Annotated in this window: 21 protein-coding genes; 14 read left to right on the forward strand and 7 right to left on the reverse strand. The window is 61.2% G+C overall.

Going from position 1 to position 23,248, the window contains the following annotated elements; all coding sequences use genetic code 11:
• From J3351_RS12405 to J3351_RS12415, 3 genes are all read right to left on the reverse strand, one after another.
• On the reverse strand, positions 1-1,783 hold a 1,783-nt coding region (locus J3351_RS12405; protein ID WP_207697855.1), incomplete at its 3' end, for a glycoside hydrolase family 2 protein.
• Positions 1,784-1,945: 162 nt separating this feature from the next.
• Positions 1,946-2,317: a hypothetical protein gene (locus tag J3351_RS12410; protein ID WP_156062055.1), complete on the reverse strand. Its 372-nt coding sequence runs from the start codon at positions 2,315-2,317 to the stop codon at positions 1,946-1,948.
• Between the two features lie 183 nt (positions 2,318-2,500).
• Positions 2,501-3,121 (reverse strand): flavodoxin family protein, encoded by a 621-nt coding sequence (locus J3351_RS12415; protein WP_035393384.1) that lies wholly within the window; start codon positions 3,119-3,121, stop codon positions 2,501-2,503.
• A 196-nt stretch (positions 3,122-3,317) separates the two neighbouring features.
• On the opposite strand from J3351_RS12415, the gene rsmD reads away from it, so the two are divergent.
• The 11 genes from rsmD (at position 3,318) to J3351_RS12470 (ending at position 16,771) form a co-directional block, all read left to right on the forward strand.
• Positions 3,318-3,887 carry a 16S rRNA (guanine(966)-N(2))-methyltransferase RsmD gene (gene rsmD / locus J3351_RS12420; protein ID WP_154277357.1) on the forward strand — a complete coding sequence of 190 codons (570 nt, stop codon included), beginning with the start codon at positions 3,318-3,320 and terminating at the stop codon, positions 3,885-3,887.
• On the forward strand, positions 3,884-4,345 hold the full coding sequence (locus tag J3351_RS12425) for a hypothetical protein (RefSeq protein WP_005930075.1): 462 nt from the start codon (positions 3,884-3,886) through the stop codon (positions 4,343-4,345). The genes rsmD and J3351_RS12425 overlap by 4 nt, the downstream gene beginning before the upstream one ends.
• A 274-nt stretch (positions 4,346-4,619) precedes the next feature.
• Positions 4,620-5,588: a 16S rRNA (cytosine(1402)-N(4))-methyltransferase RsmH gene (gene rsmH, locus J3351_RS12430; protein ID WP_005930069.1), complete on the forward strand. Its 969-nt coding sequence runs from the start codon at positions 4,620-4,622 to the stop codon at positions 5,586-5,588.
• Between the two features lie 38 nt (positions 5,589-5,626).
• The gene (locus J3351_RS12435; protein ID WP_207697856.1) at positions 5,627-6,115 is read left to right on the forward strand and encodes a cell division protein FtsL; all 489 of its coding nucleotides are present in this window, start codon (positions 5,627-5,629) and stop codon (positions 6,113-6,115) included.
• Positions 6,116-6,175: 60 nt separating this feature from the next.
• Positions 6,176-8,731: a penicillin-binding protein 2 gene (locus J3351_RS12440; RefSeq protein WP_207697857.1), complete on the forward strand. Its 2,556-nt coding sequence runs from the start codon at positions 6,176-6,178 to the stop codon at positions 8,729-8,731.
• A gap of 14 nt (positions 8,732-8,745) precedes the next feature.
• Positions 8,746-10,110, forward strand: coding sequence for a UDP-N-acetylmuramoyl-tripeptide--D-alanyl-D-alanine ligase (murF, locus tag J3351_RS12445; protein ID WP_097772924.1), 1,365 nt, complete (start codon positions 8,746-8,748; stop codon positions 10,108-10,110).
• A 9-nt stretch (positions 10,111-10,119) separates the two neighbouring features.
• Positions 10,120-11,163, forward strand: a complete 1,044-nt coding sequence (locus tag J3351_RS12450; RefSeq protein ID WP_207697858.1) for a glycosyl transferase family 4 — start codon at positions 10,120-10,122, stop codon at positions 11,161-11,163.
• A gap of 13 nt (positions 11,164-11,176) precedes the next feature.
• Positions 11,177-12,451 (forward strand): FtsW/RodA/SpoVE family cell cycle protein, encoded by a 1,275-nt coding sequence (locus J3351_RS12455; RefSeq protein ID WP_207697859.1) that lies wholly within the window; start codon positions 11,177-11,179, stop codon positions 12,449-12,451.
• 12 nt (positions 12,452-12,463) lie between these two features.
• Positions 12,464-13,591 carry an undecaprenyldiphospho-muramoylpentapeptide beta-N-acetylglucosaminyltransferase gene (murG, locus tag J3351_RS12460; protein ID WP_207697860.1) on the forward strand — a complete coding sequence of 376 codons (1,128 nt, stop codon included), beginning with the start codon at positions 12,464-12,466 and terminating at the stop codon, positions 13,589-13,591.
• A gap of 36 nt (positions 13,592-13,627) precedes the next feature.
• The gene (locus J3351_RS12465) at positions 13,628-15,277 is read left to right on the forward strand and encodes an FtsQ-type POTRA domain-containing protein (protein WP_242699406.1); all 1,650 of its coding nucleotides are present in this window, start codon (positions 13,628-13,630) and stop codon (positions 15,275-15,277) included.
• A 15-nt stretch (positions 15,278-15,292) separates the two neighbouring features.
• On the forward strand, positions 15,293-16,771 hold the full coding sequence (locus tag J3351_RS12470) for a UDP-N-acetylmuramoyl-L-alanyl-D-glutamate--2,6-diaminopimelate ligase (protein WP_005930048.1): 1,479 nt from the start codon (positions 15,293-15,295) through the stop codon (positions 16,769-16,771).
• A gap of 66 nt (positions 16,772-16,837) precedes the next feature.
• Here the strand turns inward: J3351_RS12470 and J3351_RS12475 are convergent, their stop codons facing one another.
• Genes J3351_RS12475 through J3351_RS12485 form a run of 3 tightly spaced genes read right to left on the reverse strand, consistent with a single transcriptional unit; the run spans position 16,838 to position 19,958 of the window.
• Positions 16,838-18,157, reverse strand: coding sequence for an SLC13 family permease (locus J3351_RS12475; RefSeq protein ID WP_207697861.1), 1,320 nt, complete (start codon positions 18,155-18,157; stop codon positions 16,838-16,840).
• Between the two features lie 9 nt (positions 18,158-18,166).
• The gene (locus tag J3351_RS12480; protein ID WP_154277365.1) at positions 18,167-18,892 is read right to left on the reverse strand and encodes a response regulator transcription factor; all 726 of its coding nucleotides are present in this window, start codon (positions 18,890-18,892) and stop codon (positions 18,167-18,169) included.
• On the reverse strand, positions 18,882-19,958 hold the full coding sequence (locus J3351_RS12485; RefSeq protein WP_207697862.1) for an ATP-binding protein: 1,077 nt from the start codon (positions 19,956-19,958) through the stop codon (positions 18,882-18,884). The genes J3351_RS12480 and J3351_RS12485 overlap by 11 nt, the downstream gene beginning before the upstream one ends.
• Positions 19,959-20,187: 229 nt before the next feature.
• Here J3351_RS12485 and glmM point away from each other — a divergent pair, with 229 nt between their 5' ends.
• The 3 genes from glmM to J3351_RS12500 are packed head-to-tail and all read left to right on the forward strand — an operon-like array spanning position 20,188 to position 22,326.
• Positions 20,188-21,573: a phosphoglucosamine mutase gene (gene glmM / locus J3351_RS12490; RefSeq protein ID WP_098923474.1), complete on the forward strand. Its 1,386-nt coding sequence runs from the start codon at positions 20,188-20,190 to the stop codon at positions 21,571-21,573.
• Positions 21,574-21,598: 25 nt separating this feature from the next.
• A complete protein-coding gene (locus J3351_RS12495) occupies positions 21,599-22,033 on the forward strand; it encodes an InlB B-repeat-containing protein (RefSeq protein WP_207697863.1) in 435 nt (144 codons plus the stop codon).
• 11 nt (positions 22,034-22,044) lie between these two features.
• Positions 22,045-22,326 (forward strand): hypothetical protein, encoded by a 282-nt coding sequence (locus J3351_RS12500; RefSeq protein ID WP_207697864.1) that lies wholly within the window; start codon positions 22,045-22,047, stop codon positions 22,324-22,326.
• A gap of 77 nt (positions 22,327-22,403) precedes the next feature.
• Here the strand turns inward: J3351_RS12500 and J3351_RS12505 are convergent, their stop codons facing one another.
• The gene (locus tag J3351_RS12505) at positions 22,404-23,207 is read right to left on the reverse strand and encodes a PD-(D/E)XK nuclease family transposase (RefSeq protein WP_156070401.1); all 804 of its coding nucleotides are present in this window, start codon (positions 23,205-23,207) and stop codon (positions 22,404-22,406) included.
• Positions 23,208-23,248: the final 41 nt, after the last annotated feature.

A 23,248-nucleotide genomic window follows, 5' to 3' on the forward strand; every position in this document is an offset into this window, starting at 1 on the left:
GGGCGGCAAAGCGGCCCCGGCGGTCGGGGGCGAACTCGGCAATGAAATCGTTGTCCCGGTAGAGGCGGACGCTCTCGGCGTTGGTGAACACCCAGCAGGCCCCGGCAAAGCCGCCGGGGTGGTCGCCCAGCGCCATGCTGGAAGAGACCTCGAACACCACGTCCGAAGGGGAGCGGGGCGTTTTCTGGCTTGCATAGACGGCGGCAGAGAGCTTCGGGTTGCGGAACAGATCCGTCACGCCGTGGTAGCAGATGCGGTCGCCGCTGCCGAACTCGCGGTGGGTGTTGTAATCGGCCATGCACCAGCCAAGGGCACCGGCCACGCCCTGCTGGGCAATGGCATCGTTGAGGACGGCGGCGTGGCGCAGAGCCTGTGCCAGCCGGTGCGGCTCGTCGTCAAAGGCTTTGGCCGGGAACTGCTGGCCCCCGAACTCGCTGATGAGGTAACCCTTGCGGAGGTCAGGCGTAACGGCAGACCGGGGCTCGCAGCCAGGGCCGCGGCCGGAATAGGAGTAATCGTTGTAGGCGTAAACGTCCTCGAGCAGTTGGCTCTTGCGGGCGATCCGCACGCCGCCGGTGGGGCGGGTGGGGTCCAGCCGATGGACGGCTTCGTTGGTGCGCTTGTAAAAGGCCTCGTTATCGGAACTGCCGTTCACCCGCACGCCCCACAGGAACACGCTGGGGTGGTTGCGGCACTGGCAGACCATCTCGCGGCAGTTCTGCAATGCCTGGGCCTGCCAGGCTTCATCCCCGATGTGCTGCCAGCCGGGCATCTCCACGAACACCAGCAGGCCCAGCTCATCGCAGGCATCCAGAAAAGCCGGGCTCTGGGGGTAGTGGCTGGTGCGCACTGCATTGCAGCCCAGCTGCTTTTTCAACAATTGGGCATCCAGCTGTTGAATGCTGTCCGGCATGGCATAGCCCTGATAGGCGTAGCTCTGGTGCCGGTTCAGGCCCCGCAGCTCCACCCGCTGGCCGTTCAGATAAAAGCCCCCGGCCACGAACTGGATGGTGCGGAAGCCGAACCGGGTGCTCTTTTCGTCCAGCACCCGGTCGGGCAGACCGCTGGTGCCGGGCCGGATGAGCCGGACGGTCAGGGTATAGAGGAAGGGGTGCTCCACGCTCCAGGGGTGCACGCCGTTCAGGGTGCCCACAATGGGCAGGCTGAGCTCACCGCTGTACAGGGCTCTGCTCCCGGCGGGGCTGCGGATCTCGGCCTGCAGGGTGCAGCCGATGGTCTCGCCCACTGTGGAGGAATAGATGCGGAAATCGCCCTCGGCCTGCGCCTCGATGAAGATGTCACGCAGATAGGCGGGCTCCTTCACGTCCAGACTGACGGCCCGGTAGATGCCGCCGTAGGTCAGAAAATCGATCTGCCCGCCGAAGGGGGGAATGTTCAGGTCCTCCCGGCTGTCGCACCGGACAGCCACCACATTTTTTTGGCCCAGCAGCAGCGATTCGGTCAGGTCCACAGTGAAAGCGGTGTAACCGCACCCGTGGTGGAACACCCGCCGCCCGTTGCAGAACACGGTGGCATCGTGGGCCACGGCTCCAAAGGTCAGCAGTACCGTGCGGCCCTGCCACTCTTTGGGCGCAAAAAACTCCCGCCGGTAGCCGGACACCCGCTGGTATTCGTTCTCGTTGCAATAGTTGTAGGGCAGCGTTTTGACCGTGTGGGGCAAGCGCACCGGCTCCAGCTCCACCCCGGTGCATTCGGGGCGGACGATGGCGGGATCAAAGGTGGGGGCAAACAGCCAGCCGTCGTTCCAATCGTAGTGTTCCATAGCCTGTCTCCATCGCTCTGCACAAAAAAATTCTTACCCTTATGCTACCACAAAGTTGTGAACGAAAAAAGCACTCCGTCCCTTATTTTTTCCGTTTTTGCAGAAAAAGCTGTTAAAATCAGAAACGCCCCTGCCGACAAGGACAGAGGCGCAAAGGAAATATCAGAATCTGGGAAGGTCGTAGGCACGCATAGCAGGATGTTTGTGGGAAATCTGCTCTTCCGTAGAAACTACGCTGGTGCCAAACTTACAGGATTGACATTGATAAATTTCAACATGAGTGCGATTCTCGACCGAATCATTATATCGGGGATCGCGTCCCTGACAAGGAATAAAATTGACTGTATACCAGGAAGCATAATACTCATCCACACAAATCATATCGCTCTGTCCGCAATATTCGCAGACAAGGGACACGGTTTCGGCAGTTGTTGTAGCATTTACAGAACGAGCCTGAGACACTGCGAATGCGGGAAGAACACATAGACTTGCCAGAAGAAAAGCGGCGAAAAATGCGGAAAGAATCTTTTTCATGGTAAACGCCTCCTTTTTGAGAAAGTATGGGGGTGAACTTCTCTGATCTCATCTTCATTATAGCATGGATCGCAGAAAGAGAAAATTGTGAGAGGAACAGAAAAAAGAGAGCTCTTTTTATGCGGATTGACGACAAAAAACGCCCCTGCCAGGGAGGACAGAGGCGCAGGGAAAACACAGGGTTCAGCGGATGAAATTGGTCATGGGGCGGCGGGGATTTTCGGGGTGGGTGATGCCGTTTGCTTTGCCCAGTTCGATGCACTTGAGCAGCCAGGCCATGTTGCGGCCCAGCTCCCGCATCACGGCGCAGCCCTCTTCATCCTCCAGTACCTGCTCGGGCTTGGAGCCGTGCACCATGGGCCAGTAGGAACCGCTGACCAGCGGCATGTGGAAGAACTCGGGGTACTTCACCAGCTGGTCCAGCGTGGTGGTGGTGCCGGCGCGGCGGGCCGAAGCGCAGATGGCAGCTGGCTTGTAGGCCAGATACTTGCCGCCCGCGTAGGCCAGACGATCCATGAAGCTGGTCATGTTGCCGGAGGCGGACGCATAGTGGACAGGTGTGCCGAACACAAATGCATCGGCGGTCTTGGCCTTTTCGATGGCCTCGTTGACCACGCCGCCGAACACGCAGCCCTTACCGGCGGCACAGCCGCCGCAGCCGATGCAGCCGCCCACCGGCTTTGTGCCGACGTTCAGGATCTCGGTCTCGATGCCGCTGGCATTCAGCTCCCCGGCGATCAGGGACAGGGCGGTATAGGTGCAGCCCTTCTCGTGGGGGCTGCCGTTGATGAGCAGGACTTTCATAAGCAGATACTCTCCTTTTTTGGCAAAACGCGCCGCACATGGGACGCTTTGCCCTGATTTTAGCACAATTGCACCCTGAGTGCAACGCGTGCCCTTGACAAAGAGTTGCGTTTTGACGATAATATGGAGATACGAAAACACGAAACAGCTGCTGGCCGGGCAGGGGGCCCGGACAGCGGGAGAAGGAGGCAGATACATGCGCGTTATTGCAGGAGAAGCACGGGGCCGCAGGCTGGAAGCCCTGCCCGGCACCGAGATCACCCGCCCGACGATGGATCAGGTCAAGGAGGCCATGTTCAGCATCGTCCAGTTCGACCTGCCCGGTGCCCGGGTGCTCGACCTCTACGCAGGCAGCGGCCAGCTGGGCATCGAGGCCCTGAGCCGGGGTGCGGCCCGGTGCGTGTTCCTGGACGAGAACCGGGAGGCCGTGAACATCGTGATGAAGAACTGCAAGAACTGCGGCGTGTTTGACCGCAGCCGGGTCAACATCGGCGAGGCGGCACGGTATCTCTCCGCCTGCCATGAGCAGTTCGACATCGTGCTGCTGGACCCGCCCTTCCACAACGGCACGCTGGAAAAGATCCTGCCCGGCGTGGATAAATGCCTTGCCCCGGGCGGCATCGTGATCTGCGAGAGTGAGACCGGCCTGGTGCTGCCTGCCGAGGTGGGCGGCATGACCCTGAAAAAACAGTATAAATACGGCAAAGTCCTGCTGTGGAAGTATGGTAAGCCCCGGCAGAGCGCTGGAGAGGGAGATGCGGAATGAACGTAAACGAGCTTTTGGATACCATTGAGGATACGCTGGAGGAGAGCGCCGGAATGCCCCTTTCGGGCGGCAAGCGCATCGTGGATGTGGAGCAGATCCGGGATTATCTGGACGAGATCCGCCAGAACCTGCCTGTGGAGCTGCGGCAGGCCCAGTCCATTGTCAGCGACCGTGCTCAGCTCATCGAATCGGCCAACGCACAGGCGCAGGCCATTGTAAAAAAGGCCGAGGAGCGCGCCCGTGTGCTGGTGAGCGAGGCCGAGATCGTCAAGGCAGCCCAGCAGCGCGCCGGAGAGATCGTCTCCGCCGCCCAGACCGAGGCCCGCACTGTCCGCCAGACCGTGACCGACTACTGTGATAATATGCTCAAGACCACGGAAGAGACGATGGCGGAAAACGCCGCACAGGTCAAAAATGTCCGTGCAAACCTGCGCCAGAGCCCCCGGAAACAGCTCTGATGCGGGAATGTGAAATTTCCCGGTGAGAGCTTCCGGCCCCTGCAAGCAAAAATGACGGCTTGCAGGGGCTTTTTTTGGTACATTTTGAGAGAAAAAACAAAAGGGAAACTCTTGCAATCAGGGGCCTGTTTTGTTACAATAAAATTGTATCCTCAAGGCTGACCGGGCCACAAACTCCCGGCAGGCCGCAGGCCGCTTTCCCGGGCAGCAGCTTCGGGCAGAAAAGGGCGGCAGATGCAGGATCTTATCTGAGTTTTGAAAGGAGGCTGGGAACATGGACACAGAAAAAACAGCACAGCCCTTTGACCCGGCCTCGTTTGAGCATGTCCCGGTGCTGCTGAACGAGTGCCTGGACGGCCTGAAGATCGACCCGGCGGGCACCTATCTGGACGGCACGGCGGGCGGCGCGGGGCACTCCCGCCAGATCGCCCTGCGGCTGAACGGCGAGCAGGGCGGCAGGCTCATCTCGCTGGATCAGGACCCCGATGCCGTGCAGACGGCCCGGGCCCGGCTGGCGGGCCTGCCTGCCACCGTGGTGCAGATCAACTTCCGCTATGCCGGACAAGCTCTGGAGCAGCTGGGCATTGAAACGATCAACGGCGCGCTGCTCGATCTGGGCGTGTCCAGCCATCAGCTGGATGACGCGGCCCGGGGCTTTTCCTACCGGGCAGATGCCCCGCTGGACATGCGGATGAGCCAGGAGGGTGAGACGGCCGCCGATCTCGTGAACAGCGAGAGCCGGGAGGAGCTGGCCCGCATCCTGCGGGATTACGGCGAGGAGCCCTTCGCCTGGCAGATCGCGGGCAGGATCGTGGAAGCCCGGGAAACTGCCCCCATTGAAACGACATTGCAGCTGGCGGATATCGTGGCCAGCGCTATGCCCCCGGCGGAGCGCCGGAAGAACAAAAACCCCTCCCGCCGCACCTTCCAGGCACTGCGCATTGCGGTAAACCATGAGCTGGACGCACTGGAAGAGGGGCTGGACACCATTTTTGCGCATCTCGCACCGGGTGGAAGACTTTGCGTGATCACCTTCCACTCGCTGGAGGACCGGCTGGTCAAGAACAAGTTCCGCCGCTGGTCCACCGCCTGTACCTGCCCGCCGGAGTTCCCGGTGTGCGTCTGCGGCGGCAAAGCCAAGGCAAAGCTGATCACACGCAAACCCATTGAAGCCAACACGCAGGAGCTGGAAGAGAACCGGCGCAGCCGCTCGGCCCACCTGCGGGTTTTGGAAAAGATCTGAGGGCGGCAAAGCCCCGGAGATGTGAGGAGGAGATCACCATGGGTCAGGCAGCATACGATATGACAGAGGTTCGGCGCAGAAGAGCGCCGCAGGCACAGCCCAAAGTTCCGCTGCGGGTAGAAAAGGGCGGCAAAAGGCGGCTGAACCCCGTGCGGGCCGCCATGCAGCACGCGCTGCAGCTGGTGGGCGCGGCTTTGCTGGTGGGCTTTGCGGTAAGCCTGCTGTGGAGCGAGGCGCAGCTGGTGGAGCTGAACTCTCAGATCCAGAGCGCCAAGGCAGAGCTTGTGAGCGAGCAGAGCCAGTATACATACTACAACAGTGCCCTGAACAGCCGCACCAACATCACAAGTGTTGAGGAGACCGCCACACGCCTGGGGCTGATGAAGATCGACCAGAGCCAGATCACCTACATCCGGCTGGATGAGGGCAGCGTTCTGGTGCGCAAGGCATCCGCTGTGCGGCAGTGGTCGGATCTGCTCCACGATGGGGCAATGACCATTCTTGCCTCTGTCAGAACGGCAAAATAAACCAAACAACGAAAAGCGTGCGGCAGCGCACGCTTTTTCGGTTTTCTTCGGGAGTACGCAATGCAAACACCATCCTCCAATCCCAAAAAGAACAGTGCCCGCCGCCGCAGTGCGGACCCGCACGCACGGCTCAGTGCCCGGCTGCGTCATATCAGCTTTGGTGCCGCCGTGCTTCTTGTGGTGGTCGCCGCGCTGACCGTGATCTACAGCCTGTACAAGATCCAGATCCGCGACGGTGCCACCTACCGCCAGTACGCCGCCGAGCAGCAGCTGCTGGACAGCACCATTCAGGCCACCCGCGGTGAGATCTACGACACCAGCGGCATCACGCTGGCTTCCACCAGCGTGGTCTGGACCATCTGGGCCGACCCCTCTTACAGCACGGCCCTGTATACCACCACCACCGATCAGGACACCAAGGCGGAGACCCGCACCATCGATGAGGCCGCCATGAAGGAGGTCTGCACCCAGATCACCCTGCGCCTGCTTTCGGGCGACGGCGAGAGTCTGGACAGCGTGGACACCACTTCGGCAGAGTACCAGACCCAGTATCAGGCGGTCTGCGATGCCCTCTCCCAAAACGAAAGCTCCTATCAGGTGCTGGCCACCAAGGTCAACAACGCCATCAAGCTCTCCATTGAAGAATACGTCAAGACCTACAACAAGGCCCACAGCAAGAGCGGAAAATCCGCCGGTGCGTTGGAAAAGATCCTGGCCAAGCTGGGGCTGGGCCAGCAGGAGGGCGACGACGGCACCCCCACTGTCCGCAAGGGACGGGTGTCGGTGTCGGCCTCCAAGGGCTTCCAGCGGGATTACCCCTACGGCCGCTTTGCCGCCGCCGTGCTGGGCTTCTGCAATGCGGATGGTCAGGGCGTGTACGGTCTGGAAAACTCCTATGAGTCCACGCTGGCCGGTGTGAATGGCCGCACCATCACCCTGCGCAACGCCTACGGCAACGCCATTGCCGATGAAAACGCCACCACCTACGCCGCCAAGGACGGTTCCAATCTGGTGCTCTCGCTGGATGTGAACATTCAGGAGGTGGTGGAGCGCTACCTGAACGAGGCCGTGGCGGCCAACACCGTTGAGAACCGCGGCTGCGCCATTGTGATGAATGTCAAGACCGGTGCCATCCTTGCCATGGCCTCCAAGCCGGACTTTGACCCCAATGACCCACAGGATTTCAGCGCCAATCTGGCCTACCTGACGGAGCAGGTGCAGGCTGAGCCGGAGCTGTACACCATCTACAAAAAAGACGAGAACGGCAATTACCTGCGGGACGAGAACGGCCAGAAGATCGCGGATGAGGAAGCCGACTACACCGGCACCTACCGGGATATCCAGTGGAAGAACAAGACCATCACCGAGCTGTACTACCCCGGAAGCGTGTTCAAGGTCATCACCGCCGCCATGGGTGTGGACAGCGGCAAGGCGACCTATTACACCACCCTGAACTGCTCCGGTGCTTACAGCGTGGCAAAGCAGACCTACCACTGCGCCGGCAGAAAGTCGCACGGGGCCCAGAATCTGGCCGAGGCCCTGCGCAACAGCTGCAACATCTACTTCATCCAGCTGGGCCAGCGCGTGGGTTCCAGCCTGTTCTATGATTACTTCGATGCCTTCGGCTTTACCGAGCGCACCGGTGTGGACCTGCCCAATGAGACCAGCTTCATGCAGTATTACAGCAAGAGCCGTCTGGGCGAGGTGGAGCTGGCCTCCTCCGCCTTTGGTCAGGCCATGGCCGTGACCCCGCTGCAGGTGTGCACCGCCATCTCGGCGGCAGTCAACGGCGGCTATCTGGTCACCCCCCATGTGGTGGATAAGATCACGGACCAGAACGGCAATGTGGTGCAGGAGATCGGCACCAACATCCGCCGTCAGGTCATCAGCGAGAGCGCCAGCGAGACCATCCGCCAGATCATGGAGTTTGAGGTGGGCGACGGCACCCAGGGCGGCGGCGGCAACGCCTACGTTGCAGGCTACCGCATCGGCGGCAAATCCGGCACCTCCGAGCAGCTGAACATGGACCGCCGCGCCGATGGCGACTACAAGAAGGTGGCATCCTTTGCGGCTGTCCTGCCCGCCAACGACCCGGAGATCCTGGTCTATGTCATGCTGGACGACCCCAACAATGCCCGCACCGACTATTCCTCCATTCTGGCAGCTCCGGTGGTGGGCAACATCATCAGTGAGATCGCGCCCTATCTGGGCATCGCCACCGACGGCGTGGACCGCAGCGGCACCACCGTCAAGGTGCCCAACCTGACGGGCAAGGAGTGGAGCAACGCGCAGGTGCAGCTGAACATCAAGGGCTTGAAGCATCACCTGGCCGAGAGCGAATCCGACCAGACCGCCGCCCTTGTTACCTACCAGTACCCCCGCGCGGGGGCAGAGGTGCCCTACGGCACCACCGTTTATCTGTATACCGATACCTATGAGGGCAAGCACGCCGAGGTGCCGGACGTGACCGGCAAGAGCGCGGACTTTGCCCGGCAGATGCTGAACGCCGCAGGGTTCAACTGCACAGTCGAAGGCTCCGGCACGGTCCAGAGCCAGAGTGAGGCACCCGGCTCCAGCGTCCAGCAGGGAACCATCGTACATCTGATCTGTGGATAAAGGGGAATGAGAGTATGGAAGCAATTGCAGCAAACATCCTGTTGGAGGGCCTGGCCGTCAACGCGCTGGCCCAGTGCGAGACCCCGGTCACGCTGGTGACCACCGACAGCCGTGAGGTCTGCCCCGGGTGCATCTTTGTGGCGTTCCCGGGCGAAAAATTCGACGGCCATGATTTTGCCGCCAAGGCGCTGGAAAACGGCGCGCTCTGCGTGGTGCTGAACCACCCCGTGGAAGGCGTGCCGGAGGAGAAGAGCGTGATCTGCCCGGACAGCTACCACGCCATGATGGTGCTGGGGGCCAATTATCGCAGCCAGTTCCACCCCAAAGTGGTGGGCGTGACCGGCAGCGTGGGCAAGACCACCACCAAGCAGATGACCTACGCCGCCATTGCAGGCTTTGGCAGTACCATCAAGACCGAGGGCAACCAGAACAATGAGCTGGGCCTGCCCCGCACCATGTTCCGCATCGGCAAAGAGACCCAGTACGCCGTGGTGGAGATGGGAATGAGCCACGCCGGGGAGATCGAGCGCCTGAGCAAGTGCGCCCGCCCGGATGTAGGCATCATCACCTGCATCGGTGTGTCCCACATCGGCAATCTGGGCAGTCAGGAGAACATCTGCAAGGCAAAGCTGGAGATCTGCGCCGGTCTGCCGGAGGGTGCTCCGCTGGTGCTGAACGGGGACGACCCCTTCCTGCGCAAGGCCGTTCTGCCCGACCATGTCCGCCCGGTCTGGTTCAGCCTGGGCGATGAGAACGCCGATGTCTGTGCCCTGTCCATCCAGCAGGATGAAAAGGGCATGAGCTTTGTGCTGGAGGATCACGAGGAGGGGACTTTCCTCGTAAAGATCCCCGCCATGGGCCGGCATAATGTGGCCAACGCACTGGCTGCCTACTGCGCCGCCACCCGTCTGGGGCTGAATGCCCGCCGGGTCATTGCCGGTCTGGCCGACTTTGAGCAGACCGGGATGCGCCAGAAGGTGGTGCACGTCAGAGGCGTGGATGTCATTGAGGATTGCTACAATGCCAACCCCGACAGCATGAAGGCCGCGCTGGCCATGTTCAGGGAATATCCCTGCAAGCGCCGCTTTGCCCTGCTGGGCGATATGCTGGAGCTGGGCGATATCAGCCGCGCCGCCCACGAGGAGGTGGGCCGTCAGGCTGTGGAGAACAAGGTGGACTACCTCGTCACCTATGGCGAGCAGGCCAAGCGCATTGCCGTGGTGGCTGCTGCCAAGGGGCTGCCCACCCTCCATGCCGACACCTACGCTCAGGCCGCCGAGGCCCTGCTGAACAAAATGCAGCCCGGCGATGCCCTGCTGGTCAAGGCCAGCCGCGGCATGGCACTGGAAAAAGTGCTGGAGATCTTTTACAAGGAGTAACATCGAGCTATGATTCGTTTCGCCTTGATCGCCGCCTCAACGCTGGGGTTCTTCCTCACGGCGGCGCTCGGGAATCTGATGGTGCCGCTGCTGCGGGCGTTCCAGGGACGCTGGGATGAGCCCAAGGCCCGGCAGGCACCATCACCCAAGCAGGAAGCACCGGATGCCGAGCCGGAGCGCCCGCCGCAGGCCCCCACCATGGGCGGGCTCTGCCTGATGGTGGGGGTGCTGGCTGCTGTGGGCGTGGGCTGGACAGCCGCCTGTGTGGCTCAGCCTGAACTGCTGGGGGCTGAGAGCCTGTTCTCGGTCCGGCTGCTCACAGCGCTGCTGGGAGCTTTGCTCTTTGGCGGTGTGGGCCTGCTGGAGGATCTGGCCCGCATCCGCAACCGTTCCGTGCTGGGCCTGCGGCGGTACACCCGCCTTGGGCTGGAAGCCGCTGCCGGTGCCGTGGTGCTGGTGCTGCTGGGAGCCAAAGGCTGCCTTGCAGCCGGGATCACCCTGCCGGGTGTGGGCTATGTCGATCTGGGCATTGCCGCCCCGCTGCTGTGGGAAGGGCTGCTGGTCGCACTGGCCGAGTGTGCCCGCATTGCCGATGGCATGGACGGCATCGTCTGCGGCACATCCTTTGCGGCCATGCTGGGCCTGATGGGGGTGATGACCCTGCTGGGCTGGTTCCCGCTGGGCGTTCTGCCCGCCGCGCTGGCCGGTGCTCTGATGGCCTTCCTGCTCTGGAACTTCCCGCCCGCAAAGCTGCGGCTGGGCAGCGTGGGCAGCCTGTTTCTGGCCGGGATGCTGGGGTGCGTTCCCCTGTGCATCGGCTGGCCTGACCTTACCCTGCCGCTGGCCCTGCCCTTCTGGCTGGAGGGCGGCATGGTGGCCCTGCAGATCCTGGTCTGCAAGGCCAGCCGGGGCCGCAGGCAGCTGTTCCGCTCGGCACCGCTCCACCGCTGGCTGGAGCTGTGGGGCCAGAGCGCGGAACAGATCTTTTATACCTTTTGTGTCATTGCCATGCTGGGCGTGGCGCTGACCGTTCAGCTGGCAAAAATCAGTTAAGGAGGGGTGCAGTTTGGCAACACTCCGCAGAAAAAAAGCAGAGCCGTTTTCCGTCTTTCAGCGGGACCCCGGCCCCTGGCCGCCCATCCTGCTCAACTGGATGGCGACCCTGGCCATCATCATGGTGTTCGGGCTGGTCATGCTGTTCAGTGCAAGCTATACCACGGGCTATCTCCGCTTTGGGGACAGCTTCCATTACATCAAATCCCAGCTGCTCTGCACGGTGCTGGGCCTGGGCATGATGTTCCTGTTCTCCTATTTTGACCACCGTTTCCTGCGCAGAATGGTCAAGCTGGGCTATGTTGTCTGCCTGATCCTGCTGGTGCTGGTGCTGTTCAGCAGCCCCATCAATGGCTGCCGCCGGTGGATCAGCTTCGGCGGCCTGACCTTACAGGCCTCCGAGGTGGCAAAGTTTGAGATGATCTTGCTCACGGCAGACATCGCCGCCAGGACCCCGCAGATCAAATTCGGCGAGGTGCCCCTGCGCAAGTGGGTCCACCACAGCATCGTGGTGGAGCTCATCCGGCCCATCCTGTGGCTGGTGCCTGTCCTGATCCTGCTGGTGCTGGAGCCCCACATGTCGGGCATCCTGCTGACCACGGCCATCGTGGGCACCATCCTGCTGCTGGGCGGCAGCGGCGGCATCATTACCTGGGGCTGTGCCGGTGCCGCGCTGTTCCTGCTGGAGACTTTGCTGAAGCATGTGGACTCCATCGACTACCTGCAGAGCCGTCTGGACGGCTGGACGCAGGATCTTGACCGGATGACCAGCCAGACCAAGCAGAGCCTGTACGCCATCGGCTCAGGCGGTGCCACGGGGCTGGGCCTTGGCAACAGCATCGAAAAGCAGCTCTGGCTGCCGGAGAGCACCAACGACTTTATCTTCAGTGTCGTGTGCGAGGAACTGGGCTTCGTCGGCGCGGTGATCGTCATCGTGCTGTTCGTCCTCTTTCTGGTGCAGGGCTTCTGGATCGCCTTCCATGCCGAAAACCGGTTCTGCACGCTGGTGGGCATCGGCATCATGGCGCAGATCGCCTGGCAGGTGTTCTGCAACATCGCCGTTGTCACCAACACCCTGCCCAACACCGGCATTTCGCTGCCCTTCTTCTCCTCCGGCGGCACCAGTCTGATCCTGCTGCTGGCCGAGATGGGCGTTATGGTCAATATCGGACGCAACGGTGAACGGGCCCGTCTGGAACGGGAGGAAGCCCACGCCGAGCGGGAGCGCCAGCGCAAGGCAAAGACAATTGTGCTGGATACCGTGCGCAGAGCGCAGACAGAACAGTAAGGAGGAACCAAGATGCGTGTACTCATTGCAGCCGGCGGCACTGCCGGCCATATCAACCCGGCTCTGGCCATTGCGGGAGCCATCAAAAAAGCCGACCCCACCGCCGAGATCCATTTTGCGGGCCGGAAAGAGGGCATGGAGTACCGTCTGGTCACACAGGCGGGCTATCCCTTCCATCACATCGAGATCACCGGCTTTCAGCGGAAGCTGAGCCTGAACAATATCAAGCGGAACATCATTACCCTGTGGAACCTGGCACTCTCCGGCCCCAAGGCCAAAAAGATGATGAAGGACATCCAGCCCGACCTGGTCATTGGCTGCGGCGGCTATGTGTCCGGCCCGGTGGTGCGCTGCGCCGCCAGACAGGGCATCAAGACCGCCCTGCATGAGCAGAACGCCTTTCCCGGTGTGACCAACAAGCTGCTGGCCCCGGATGTGGACATCGTGTTCGCCGCTGTGCCCGCCGCCGTGGAAAAGCTGGGCGCACCCGAAAAGACCATCGTGGTGGGCAACCCCGTCCGGCCTGAGGTGTTCACTCAGGCGAAGAACCGGGAAGCCATCCGTGCCGAACTGGGCGCAGGCGACCGCACCGTGATCCTCTCCTTCGGCGGCAGTCTGGGTGCCCGCCGCGTGAACGAGGTGGTAGCCGACCTCTGCGCCTGGGAGCAGAAAAACCACAAGCCCGTCCTCCATCTCCATGCCACCGGCCAGTACGGCGTGCAGCTGTTTCAGGATCTGGAAAAGGAAAAGGGCTTTGCCCCCGGCGAGAGCCTTGTGGTGAAGGAATACATCAACAATATGCCCGAGCTGCTGGTTGCAGCGGACCTTGTCATCAGCCGCGCCGGTGCCCTGACACTGGCCGAGCTGGAGGCTGTGGGCCGTGCCGCTGTGCTCATCCCCAGTCCCAACGTGGCCGAGAACCACCAGTATTACAACGCCATGGAGCTGCAGAAGGCCGGCGCCGCTGTGGTCATTGAGGAAAAAGACCTGACCGGCGAAAAGCTGGTGCAGACCGTTTCCGGGATGCTGGCCCAGCCCGGCAAGCTGGCTGAGATGGGCCGCAATGCCCGGAGCCTGTCGGTGGACGACAGCCTGGACCGCATTGCGGATGCCCTGCTCAAGCTGGTCAAGACCCCGTAACGGAAGGAAAAAACAGAGGAAAGGAGGTGCAGCCGGATGCCGCAGAATGACCGGAACAGCCGGAACCGCAAGCGCCGCCGGGCCTACGATCAGGCCCGGGATGACCGGCGCGGCGGGCAGAGCACCCAGCGCCGCAGCAGCGCGGGTGCAGGCAGTGAACTGGGGTACAGCGGGTACGCAGGATATTCCTCCGGCGGCCACCCCATCACGAACCCCAATTATGACCCCGATGCGCCCCGCCCCAGCCGGTACACGGAGCGCACGGTGAACTACGGCTCCTACCCGGATAACAGCATCACCTTTCCCACCGGCGGGCGGAGCAGCCAGAGCGGCGCACAGCGCCCCCGCAGCGGGCAGAACGGCCAGCGGCGCACCTCCGGGGGCAATCAGCGGAACCGCCGCCCGTCTGGCGGCCAGAACCGGAACGCCCAGCGCTGCCCGCAGAACGCCCAGAATCGCAGCGGCCAGCGGATGCGGCCGGTGCAGGGGCAGAACGCCCGGTGTGACCCCGTCCGGCGGGAGGGCAGGAAAAAGCGGAAGCTGACCCGGGCCGCCATCCGGCGGCGCAGGCTTATGCGGCGGCTCACGGCCCTTGTCATGCTGCTCTGCGTCATCGGCGCGGGGGTCTACCTCACCGTGACGATGCTGTTCAAGATCAGTTCCATTCAGGTGCAGACAGCGGACGGTGTGGTGCAGGAGGCCGGCGGCTATACCAGCGACCAGATCCTGCAGGCGTTGGATGTCCATCTGGAAGAGAATATCTTCAGTTTTGACCCCGGCAGCAAGGCCGCCGCGCTGGAAAAAGTGTTCCCCATGCTGGAGGATATCCGGGTGGAGCGGGATTACCCCGGCACCGTGGTGGTGCGGGTAACAGAAGCCCAGCCTGCCTGGGCCATGCAGACCTCATCCGGCTGGCTGACCCTCTCGGGCGGCCTGAAGATCCTGGAAAAGGATTCTGCCCAGCCTGCCGGTCTGCCCACTCTGTACGGCGGCGAACCGGTCTCTGCCGAGCCCGGCGAACAGCTGACCTTTGCGGCGGAGCCAAAGGCCGACAGCATCCCGGACAGCACCCCGGACAGCGCCGCCGACAGCAGCGCCTCCGGCACTGTTGAGGAGGAAGCGGATCAGCGGCTGGAAAGCCTGAACACCCTGCTGGCCGCACTGGATGCTGCAGGCATGAGCGCCGACGTGACCCGCATCGAGTTTGCGGATGTGGACGAGATGGCCTTCCTCTATCAGGACCGCATCAGTGTCTGGCTGGGCACCCTGAACGAGCTGGAATATAAGCTCAAGCTGGCAAAGCACGTCCTGCTGAATGAGGACGGCAAGGGCTGTGCCGCGACCGACACCGGAAAGCTGGACTTCACCCATATCAGCATGTCCAGCACCCGCAAGTTCACCTTTGCACAGGGCGAGCCGGAGCTGCCCTCCGGCTACATCTTGCCTGAACCGGTGGAGGAAACACCCACCGAAGAAGGTGTGACCGGTGAGACGGCAGAAGGCACGGCCACAGACGGCACCGCCCCGGCAGAGGGTGAAGCCGCCGCAGATGCCGCTGCCGAAACACCAACGGATACCGCCGCAGCCCCGGCAGGACCCGAAGCCGGACCGACGGCACAGCCGACCCCCGCCGAAGGAACGACCCCGGCGGCGGGCGATGCAAACCAACCCCAAACGACCCAATGAGGAGCGTGTAATGTTATGAAGCTGGAACAATTACTGGAAGGCGTGCCCTTTACGCTGGTGCAGGGCAGCCTGGATACCGAAGTGCAGGACATCATCTACGACAGCCGGAAGGCAGCCCCGGGCCTTGCCTTTGTCTGCATCGTGGGCACTCAGCGTGACAGCCACGAGTTTGCCGCGGACTGCGCCGCCAAGGGCGTGAGCGTGCTGGTCATCCAGCATGACATTGACCTTTCTGCCATGCCCGGTGTGACCGTGGTCAAGGTGGAGAGCAGCCGCTATGCCATGGCGCTGATGAGCGGCAACCTCTTTGGCAACCCCTCCCGCCAGATGACCATGATCGGCGTGACCGGTACCAAGGGCAAGACCACCACCACCCACATGATCAAGAGCGTGCTGGAAGCTGCCGGGAAAAAGGTCGGCATGATCGGCACCAACGGCATCTATTTCATGGGCTGTCATCAGGAGACCGCCAACACCACCCCTGAGAGCTACGAGCTGCAAAAGACCTTCCGCCAGTTTCTGGATGCAGGCTGCGACGTGGCCCTGATGGAGGTGTCCAGCCAGGGCCTGATGATGGACCGTGTGGCGGGGGTGCACTATGATATCGGCGTGTTCACCAACCTTTCCCCTGACCACATCGGCCCCGGTGAGCACAAGACCTTTGAGGAGTACCGCAGCTGGAAGGGGCAGCTCTTCCGGCGGTGTGATGTGGGCGTGGTGAACATCGATGACGAGAACACCGAAGCCCTGCTGGAAGGCCACACCTGCAAGCTGGTGACCTATGGCCGCAGTGAAAAGGCCGACTACCGCGCCGAGGGTTGTGAACTGCTGCGCACCCACGATTTTCTGGGCGTGGCGTTCCACGTTTCCGGCAGAGACAATATGGATGTCAGGGTGAACATGCCCGGCGAGTTCAGCGTCTACAACGCGCTGGCCGCGCTGGCTGTGGGCAAGGTGCTGGGCCTGCCCGATGCCGCCATCCATGAGGGTCTGGGCAAGTGCGTGGTCAAGGGCCGCGTGGAGCTGGTGCCCATCAGCAAAAAGTTTACCATCCTGCTGGACTACGCCCACAACGAGGTCTCCACCGAGAGCCTGCTCACCACCCTGCGGGCTTATCACCCCCACCGGCTGGTGGTGGTGTTCGGCTGCGGCGGCAACCGCTCCAAGCTGCGCCGCTACGGCATGGGGGAGACCTGTGCCAAAATGGCGGATTTCTCCATCCTGACCGAGGACAACAACCGCTTTGAGAAGATCGAGGACATCCTCGCCGATATCCGGGTGGGCATGAATAAGGGCAACCCCGATGCCAAGTTTGTGGAGATCCCAGACCGTCTGGACGCGCTCCACTACGCCGTGGATCACGCCCAGGAGGGCGACTTGATCGCCGTCATCGGCAAGGGCCACGAGACCTACCGCGACCGTGAGGGCGTGAAAACTCCCTTCCTGGAACGGGAGCTGCTGGAAGAATACGCCCAGCAGATCGGGTTGGAATAAACAAGAAAAACGCGCTGTGTCGTTGGACACAGCGCGTTTTTTGCTTCTACTTTGGCACGGCAGCGCTTATGCGCCCCACACCAGCCAGAGATACGCATAGCCTGTCAGGACGGCTGCCAGCGTGAACGGGATGCCGATGCGCAGAAAATCACGGGTGCGCACCTGCTCACCATGCTTGCGCAGGATGCCGATGGCTGCAATGTTGGCCGAAGCGCCAATGGGGGTCAGGTTGCCGCCCAGAGTTGCGCCCGTGAGCAGGCCGAAATAAAACAGCTCGGGCGGGAAGCCTGCACCGCCGTTCATCAGCCCGGCAATGCCCTGCACCACCGGCAGCATGGTGGCCACATAGGGGATGTTGTCGATGAAGGCAGAAAGGCCCACCGAGACGAATACCAGCAGGGTATAGAGCCGGAAGGGGTCATTACCGGAGAGGGTGTAGAACAGCTGGGCGGCGGCATCGATGACCCCGGCCTTGCGGATGCCCTCGATCAGGATGAACAGCCCGAACAACAGCAGCAGGGTGTCACAGTCCAGCTCCCGGGCCGCCAGCCGGAACGGCGCGAACGAGCGGCGGCGCAGGCAGGCGCGCAGGATGCCGAACAGGCAGACCCCTGCACAGATCAGACCGCTGCGCAGGCCATAGAGCGCCAGCGGCAGCCCGCCCGCAGGCTGGGGCAGGAAGGAGGCCGCGATGAGCAGGCCCACCGTCAGCAGCATCAGGGTGGAGGGAACGGTGTCGGTGACCTCGGTCTCCACCGTGGCCGAGATGGGCTGGGTCTCGTGCCGGAAGGTGAACAGCAACACGCCCAGAGAGGCCAGCGCCCCCAGCTCCACCCCGAAGAAGATGCCGGGCCTGCCCTCCATCCAGAAGAAATGGAAGAAGTTCATCCCCGCAAAGCCGCCCAGCAGGATGCTGGTGGTGTCACCCACAAGGGTGGCGGCTCCCTGCAGGTTGGAGGAGACCGCAATGGAGATGAGGACGGGCACGGGGGAGATCTTGAGCTTGCGGGCAATGGCAAGGCCCACAGGGGCCACCATGAGCACCGTGGCAACATTGTCCACAAAGGCGCTGATGACCCCGGCAAAAAGGGCCAGCATACACACGGCCCATTTCACGTTGGGCACCCGCAGGATGAGCAGCTCGGCCAGCCGGGCGGGCATTCTGCTCTCAATAAAGAGGGAGACCGTGCCCATGGTGCCCGCCATCATCAGCAGGACATTGAAATCCACAGCCCGGGCGGCATCCATCAGGGTAAAGTCCCACAGGCCCGCCGCGCCCAGAGCCAGAAACAGAGCGGCCCCGCCCAGCGCGGCAAAAGGCCGGTACTGCGGCAGGGCCAGCATCAGAAGATAGGTCAGCAGAAAAATGATCAGTGCAGGAAGCATACGCAGTCCTCAGCTTTCGGGCCTGGCATCGGTGTCCTCGTCGATCATCCGGTATCCCACGCCCAGTTCGTTCAGAATATAGGTGTTGCGGCCAGGCACGCTGCCCAGCTTTTTGCGGATGTTTGCCATGTTGACCTGCAGCTTTTTGGTGCTGCCGCAGTCGGTATCGCCCCAGATGGCCCGCACGATGGCGGCATAGGTCATCACCCGGCCTGCATGTTCCGAGAGGAAGGCCACGATGTTGTATTCGGTCTGAGTCAGCTTGATCTCGGCACCGTCTACAAAGACCTTGCGGCGCTCGTAGTTGATCTCAAGCCCCTGTGCCTGGAACACGCCGCCGGGCATCCCGCCCAGCACGCCGAAGCGGTTGGTGCGCAGGGCGGCGCGCACCCGGGCCAGCAGCTCGCCGGTGCCAAAGGGTTTGGTGATGTAATCGTTGGCTCCCAGATCCAGCGCTTCGATCTTGTCCTGCTCGGTGGTGCGGGCCGAGAGCACGACGATGGGGGTCAGGAACTTCTGCCGCACAAAACGGATGAGCTCCAGCCCGTCCCGGTCAGGCAGGCCCAGATCCAGGATGATAAGGTCCGGATTGTGGGAGGTGAACAGGGTCTGGCCCATGGCGCAGGTGTTGGCAACAAGGGCCTGATAGCCGTTGGTCTCCAGCAGCGTCTCAATAAAGCTGCAGATGTTGGCCTCGTCTTCCACGACCAGAACCTTGAATTTGTTATTGCTCATCTTCGTTTTCCTCCGTCTCGATCGATTCGGTCTCCAGCCAGAAGCGGATGCTGGTGCCCTCGCCCACCTTGCTCTCGGCCTGGATCTCGCCGCCGTGTGCCTTGACGATGGCGGCACAGACCGAAAGGCCGATGCCCATGCCGTGCTTGCCGCTGTCGGCCGCGGCATCGGCGGGCAGCACACCGGTGAACAGGGTGCGCAGGCGCTCCTTCGGAATGCCGCAGCCGTTGTCCGATACCTCAAACACCGCCCGGCTGCCCAGCGTGAACACCCGCAGGGTCAGCTGGGTCATCCCCTCGGCGTGGACGGCGGCATTTTCCAAAAGGTTCGTCAGCACCTGCGAGATCAGCATCGAGTCCATGGGGATCACAATGAAGCTGTCGGGCAGGTAGGTGGTAACGGGCACCTTGGGGTAGCGCTTCTGGAACCGCACCAGCACGGTGTCGATCAGTTCGTCCAGCACGGTGGGGGTCTTTTGCACGGCTACCTGCCCGCCGTCAAAGCGGGTGACGGACAGCAGGTTCTCCACCATCCGGTTCAGCCACTGGGCATCGGAACAGGCTTCGCCAAGAAGTTTTAATTTTTGCTCTTTTTCCAGGCTGTCATAATTTTCAATGACCGTGGAACAGGCCCCGTAAATGGAAGTAAGGGGCGTGCGCAGATCGTGGGAGACCGCCCGCAGCAGGGTGGCCCGCATTTTTTCGGTCTCGCTCTCCATCCGCAGCTGTTCCTGCTTTTTGATGCGGGTGGTCAGGGTGCTGGTCATAATGGACACCACCAGCATCGCCATGCCCGAGAACAGGTTTTCCGGCAGAGTGAAGTTGAAGGCAAAGTAAGGGGAGCGGAACGCAAAATTCACGGCCAGCACGCCGATCAGGGAAGCCACCACGCCCCACACATAACCATCCGTATAGATCGAGATCAAAAAAACTGCCAGAACAAACACCATCGATGCAACGCCATCGATCCGGCCGGTGATCTGCTGTGTGCCGGTCACGATGAGAAAGGCGGCGCACAGCACAGCGGCCAGGACCAGCGCGTCGTGCCAGCGGGTCTTCTGCTTCATGGGGATCCCTCCATATCTATTCTACTCCAGATGAAAAGTATACCATACTTTTCCTAAAGATGCAGTAAAGGCTGAAAAAAGAGCTGTTGTTCCGAGGGTGGGCTGCACAGAATGCCCAAACCCATGGATTCTTTTCCGGTTTTATGCTATTATAAAGAGTAAGAGCAAGGAGAGAGCGCTCTCAGGGATAAGAGAAAACGTAACGTTGCAATAGAAGGAGAAGAGGACTATGGGAAAATATTTTGGCACCGATGGCTTCCGTGGCGAGGCCGGTGTGAACCTGACCGCCGACCACGCCTACAAGGTGGGCCGTTTTCTGGGCTGGTATTATAATGCACTGCGGGAGCGCAGCGGCAACAACGAGCCTGCCCGCATCGTCATTGGCAAGGACACCCGCCGCTCCAGCTACATGTTTGAGTACAGCCTGGTGGCGGGCCTGACCGCTTCCGGCGCGGATGCCTACCTGCTCCACGTCACCACCACCCCCAGCGTGGCCTACATTGCCCGCGTAGATGATTTTGACTGCGGCATTATGATCTCCGCCAGCCATAACCCGTTCTACGACAACGGCATCAAGCTGATCGACTGCTACGGCGAAAAGATGCCGGAGGAGACCCTGCTGCTGGTGGAGGACTACATCGACGGCAAGCTCCATGTTTTTGATCAGGATTGGCCGGAGCTGCCCTTTGCCCACCGGGAGCATATCGGTTGCACCGTGGACTATGTGGCGGGCCGTAACCGCTACATGGGCTACCTGATCAGCCTGGGCATCTACTCCTTCAAGGGGATCAAGGTGGGTCTGGACTGCGCCAACGGTGCCAGCTGGAACATTGCCAAGAGCGTGTTCGATGCACTGGGCGCAGACACCTACGTCATCAACAACCAGCCCAACGGCCTGAACATCAACCTGAACGCAGGCTCCACCCACATCGAGGGCCTGCAGAAGTTTGTGGTGGAAAAGGGTCTGGATGTGGGTTTTGCCTATGACGGCGATGCAGACCGCTGCCTCTGCGTGGACGAAAAGGGCAATGTGATCACCGGTGACCACATCCTGTACATCTACGGCTGCTACATGAAGGAGCGCGGCAAACTGCTGACCAACACCGTCGTTACCACGGTCATGTCCAACTTTGGTCTGTACAAGGCCTTTGACGAGCAGGGCATCGGCTACGCCAAGACTGCCGTGGGTGACAAGTATGTCTACGAGTATATGGCCAAGAACGGCTGCCGCATCGGCGGTGAGCAGAGCGGCCACATCATCTTCTCCAAGTACGCCAGCACCGGTGACGGCATCCTGACCAGCTTGAAGATGATGGAGGTCATGCTGGCTAAGAAGAAGCCTCTGAGTGCGCTGGCCGCCCCGCTGAAGATCTACCCGCAGGTGCTGGAGAATGTCCGTGTGACCGATAAAAAGGCCGCACAGGACGATGCCGCTGTGCAGGCCGCTGTCAAGGCGGTGGCCGAGGCACTGGGCGATACCGGCCGTATTCTGGTGCGCGAGTCCGGCACGGAGCCGGTAGTCCGTGTGATGGTGGAGGCCCCTGACCACGACACCTGCCAGAAGTACGTTTCTCAGGTGGTGGATGTCATCAAGGCACAGGGCTACAGCGTCTGACGCTGAACCGGAAAGAGAGCGCAGGATGAAGAAATTCAAACGGATGCTGGCGGGGCTGGCCTGTGTGCTGGCGGTCTGCCTGTGTACCCCCACCGCTTTTGCGGCAAAGGTCATCGTCTATTTTGATGCCAACGGCGGCACCTGTACCTCTGCCGCAGAGCGCACCAATGACGAGGGCAAACTGGGCAGCCTGCCCGGTGCCAGCATGGAGGGCTACACCTTTGATGGCTGGTACACCACCGGTACGGATGATGTCACCGGTTTTCCCATTGATGTGCAGGTCAAAGCCAACGATACGGCGTTTGGTGCGGATACCACCGTCTATGCCCACTGGTCGGCCAATGGCGGCAGCGCGGAAGTGGTAGAAGAGAAAGAGGTAGACCCGGACACCCTTCTTACAACGATGGGGCTGGCGGCCGGAAGCGTCGTTCTGGTGCTGCTGGCAAGCCTGGCACTTTGAGAGGAGCGGACATGCAGCAGAACTTAAAATTTCCGGCGCAGTGCACCGTCATTCCCGCTGAGGAGCTGGAGCAGGTTTCCGGCGGCGCTCCTGCCTGGGTAGGAGAGCTGAAGGATCAGATCCGCCCCTACTGGCAGAAGGCAAAGCCCTATCTGGCCTTTGGCATCGAGTGCGGCAAGGCCTTTGTGCAGGTCGTTGCGGCGGCATACAGCATCTACATCTATGGCCGGATCATTCAGGACTCCATGCACGGCATCAAGGACAGCCTGAACTGGTTCAAGGGCCTGGACTGAACATATCGGGATATGAAACGTCCCCCTGCGCCGTTTGCAGTTTGAACGGAGCAGGGGGACGTTTGTTTGTATCGCTGTCAGGCAGGTTTCTTATCTGCAAGCGCTTTTACTTCGTCGAGAGAAAGCTCTGTACACTCAGCAATCGTTTCCAGATCCAGCTGCCCCAAAGCCAGCATCTTCTTTGCTGTCCGTACAGCCTTTTGATACTCGGCATCTCTTGCGGATTCTCGCGCAACCTCTTCAAATGCTCTGCACATCTGTGATCTCCCTCCTTCGGTTTCTTTCAGATAGCGTACCTCTTTGGCAAGAAGCGGGTTCAACATTTTGTTCGGGTCGGTACAGTTCATGTCATGCATCAAACGCCCAACGGGATGCTCCAAATCACGGAATGCGCCATTCACATAAATGATATGAGCTCCATCACCGAACGTGGTGTGTTGCAGCTCTGTGACTGTTCTCTCTACATGATATAACGGCAGACCTACACCATATTTGTCATGCTCAGTGATAAAGATGACATAGGTGTCCACCAATGCGTCAAAATCTTCACCTTTTTCCAGTAACGTCCGGTCGATGACACTACTGTGGAAGCGTGCCCGGCGGACGCTGGCACCCTTGTCTGCCCGCTGGACCTCGATGTCCAGTACGTGGCCCTCGGTATCCACAGCCCGGATGTCCAATTTGATGGAGCGCTTGGTTGCGCTTTTGTATTCCACCTGAGCCTCGGTGCACTGAACCTTGATGTCGTTGCGCTCAAGAATCGTGCGCAGGATATATTCCACAGGCTCGATTTTTTCATCCAATGCTTCTGAAAAGAAATCATCGTCCATCAGCCGCAGTCCTTTCAGGAGCTCGAGATAATGCTGATACTGGTCCTTCATGGCAGGATACCTCTCTTTATAAGGTGTGCGGCTGTTTCTGA

The organism is Faecalibacterium sp. Marseille-Q0746 (assembly GCF_017377595.1).
GTDB classification, from domain to species: Bacteria; Bacillota; Clostridia; order Oscillospirales; family Ruminococcaceae; genus Faecalibacterium; species Faecalibacterium duncaniae.

What these genes read in the sequence shown, in the direction of transcription:
- J3351_RS12410 (WP_156062055.1), bottom strand. Translation starts at nt 2,317, where the DNA reads ATGAAAAAGATTCTTTCCGCATTTTTCGCCGCTTTTCTTCTGGCAAGT.
- J3351_RS12415 (WP_035393384.1), bottom strand. Translation starts at nt 3,121, where the DNA reads ATGAAAGTCCTGCTCATCAACGGCAGCCCCCACGAGAAGGGCTGCACC.
- rsmD (WP_154277357.1), top strand. Translation starts at nt 3,318, where the DNA reads ATGCGCGTTATTGCAGGAGAAGCACGGGGCCGCAGGCTGGAAGCCCTG.
- J3351_RS12425 (WP_005930075.1), top strand. Translation starts at nt 3,884, where the DNA reads ATGAACGTAAACGAGCTTTTGGATACCATTGAGGATACGCTGGAGGAG.
- rsmH (WP_005930069.1), top strand. Translation starts at nt 4,620, where the DNA reads ATGGACACAGAAAAAACAGCACAGCCCTTTGACCCGGCCTCGTTTGAG.
- J3351_RS12435 (WP_207697856.1), top strand. Translation starts at nt 5,627, where the DNA reads ATGGGTCAGGCAGCATACGATATGACAGAGGTTCGGCGCAGAAGAGCG.
- J3351_RS12440 (WP_207697857.1), top strand. Translation starts at nt 6,176, where the DNA reads ATGCAAACACCATCCTCCAATCCCAAAAAGAACAGTGCCCGCCGCCGC.
- murF (WP_097772924.1), top strand. Translation starts at nt 8,746, where the DNA reads ATGGAAGCAATTGCAGCAAACATCCTGTTGGAGGGCCTGGCCGTCAAC.
- J3351_RS12450 (WP_207697858.1), top strand. Translation starts at nt 10,120, where the DNA reads ATGATTCGTTTCGCCTTGATCGCCGCCTCAACGCTGGGGTTCTTCCTC.
- murG (WP_207697860.1), top strand. Translation starts at nt 12,464, where the DNA reads ATGCGTGTACTCATTGCAGCCGGCGGCACTGCCGGCCATATCAACCCG.
- J3351_RS12465 (WP_242699406.1), top strand. Translation starts at nt 13,628, where the DNA reads ATGCCGCAGAATGACCGGAACAGCCGGAACCGCAAGCGCCGCCGGGCC.
- J3351_RS12470 (WP_005930048.1), top strand. Translation starts at nt 15,293, where the DNA reads ATGAAGCTGGAACAATTACTGGAAGGCGTGCCCTTTACGCTGGTGCAG.
- J3351_RS12475 (WP_207697861.1), bottom strand. Translation starts at nt 18,157, where the DNA reads ATGCTTCCTGCACTGATCATTTTTCTGCTGACCTATCTTCTGATGCTG.
- J3351_RS12480 (WP_154277365.1), bottom strand. Translation starts at nt 18,892, where the DNA reads ATGAGCAATAACAAATTCAAGGTTCTGGTCGTGGAAGACGAGGCCAAC.
- J3351_RS12485 (WP_207697862.1), bottom strand. Translation starts at nt 19,958, where the DNA reads ATGAAGCAGAAGACCCGCTGGCACGACGCGCTGGTCCTGGCCGCTGTG.
- glmM (WP_098923474.1), top strand. Translation starts at nt 20,188, where the DNA reads ATGGGAAAATATTTTGGCACCGATGGCTTCCGTGGCGAGGCCGGTGTG.
- J3351_RS12495 (WP_207697863.1), top strand. Translation starts at nt 21,599, where the DNA reads ATGAAGAAATTCAAACGGATGCTGGCGGGGCTGGCCTGTGTGCTGGCG.
- J3351_RS12500 (WP_207697864.1), top strand. Translation starts at nt 22,045, where the DNA reads ATGCAGCAGAACTTAAAATTTCCGGCGCAGTGCACCGTCATTCCCGCT.
- J3351_RS12505 (WP_156070401.1), bottom strand. Translation starts at nt 23,207, where the DNA reads ATGAAGGACCAGTATCAGCATTATCTCGAGCTCCTGAAAGGACTGCGG.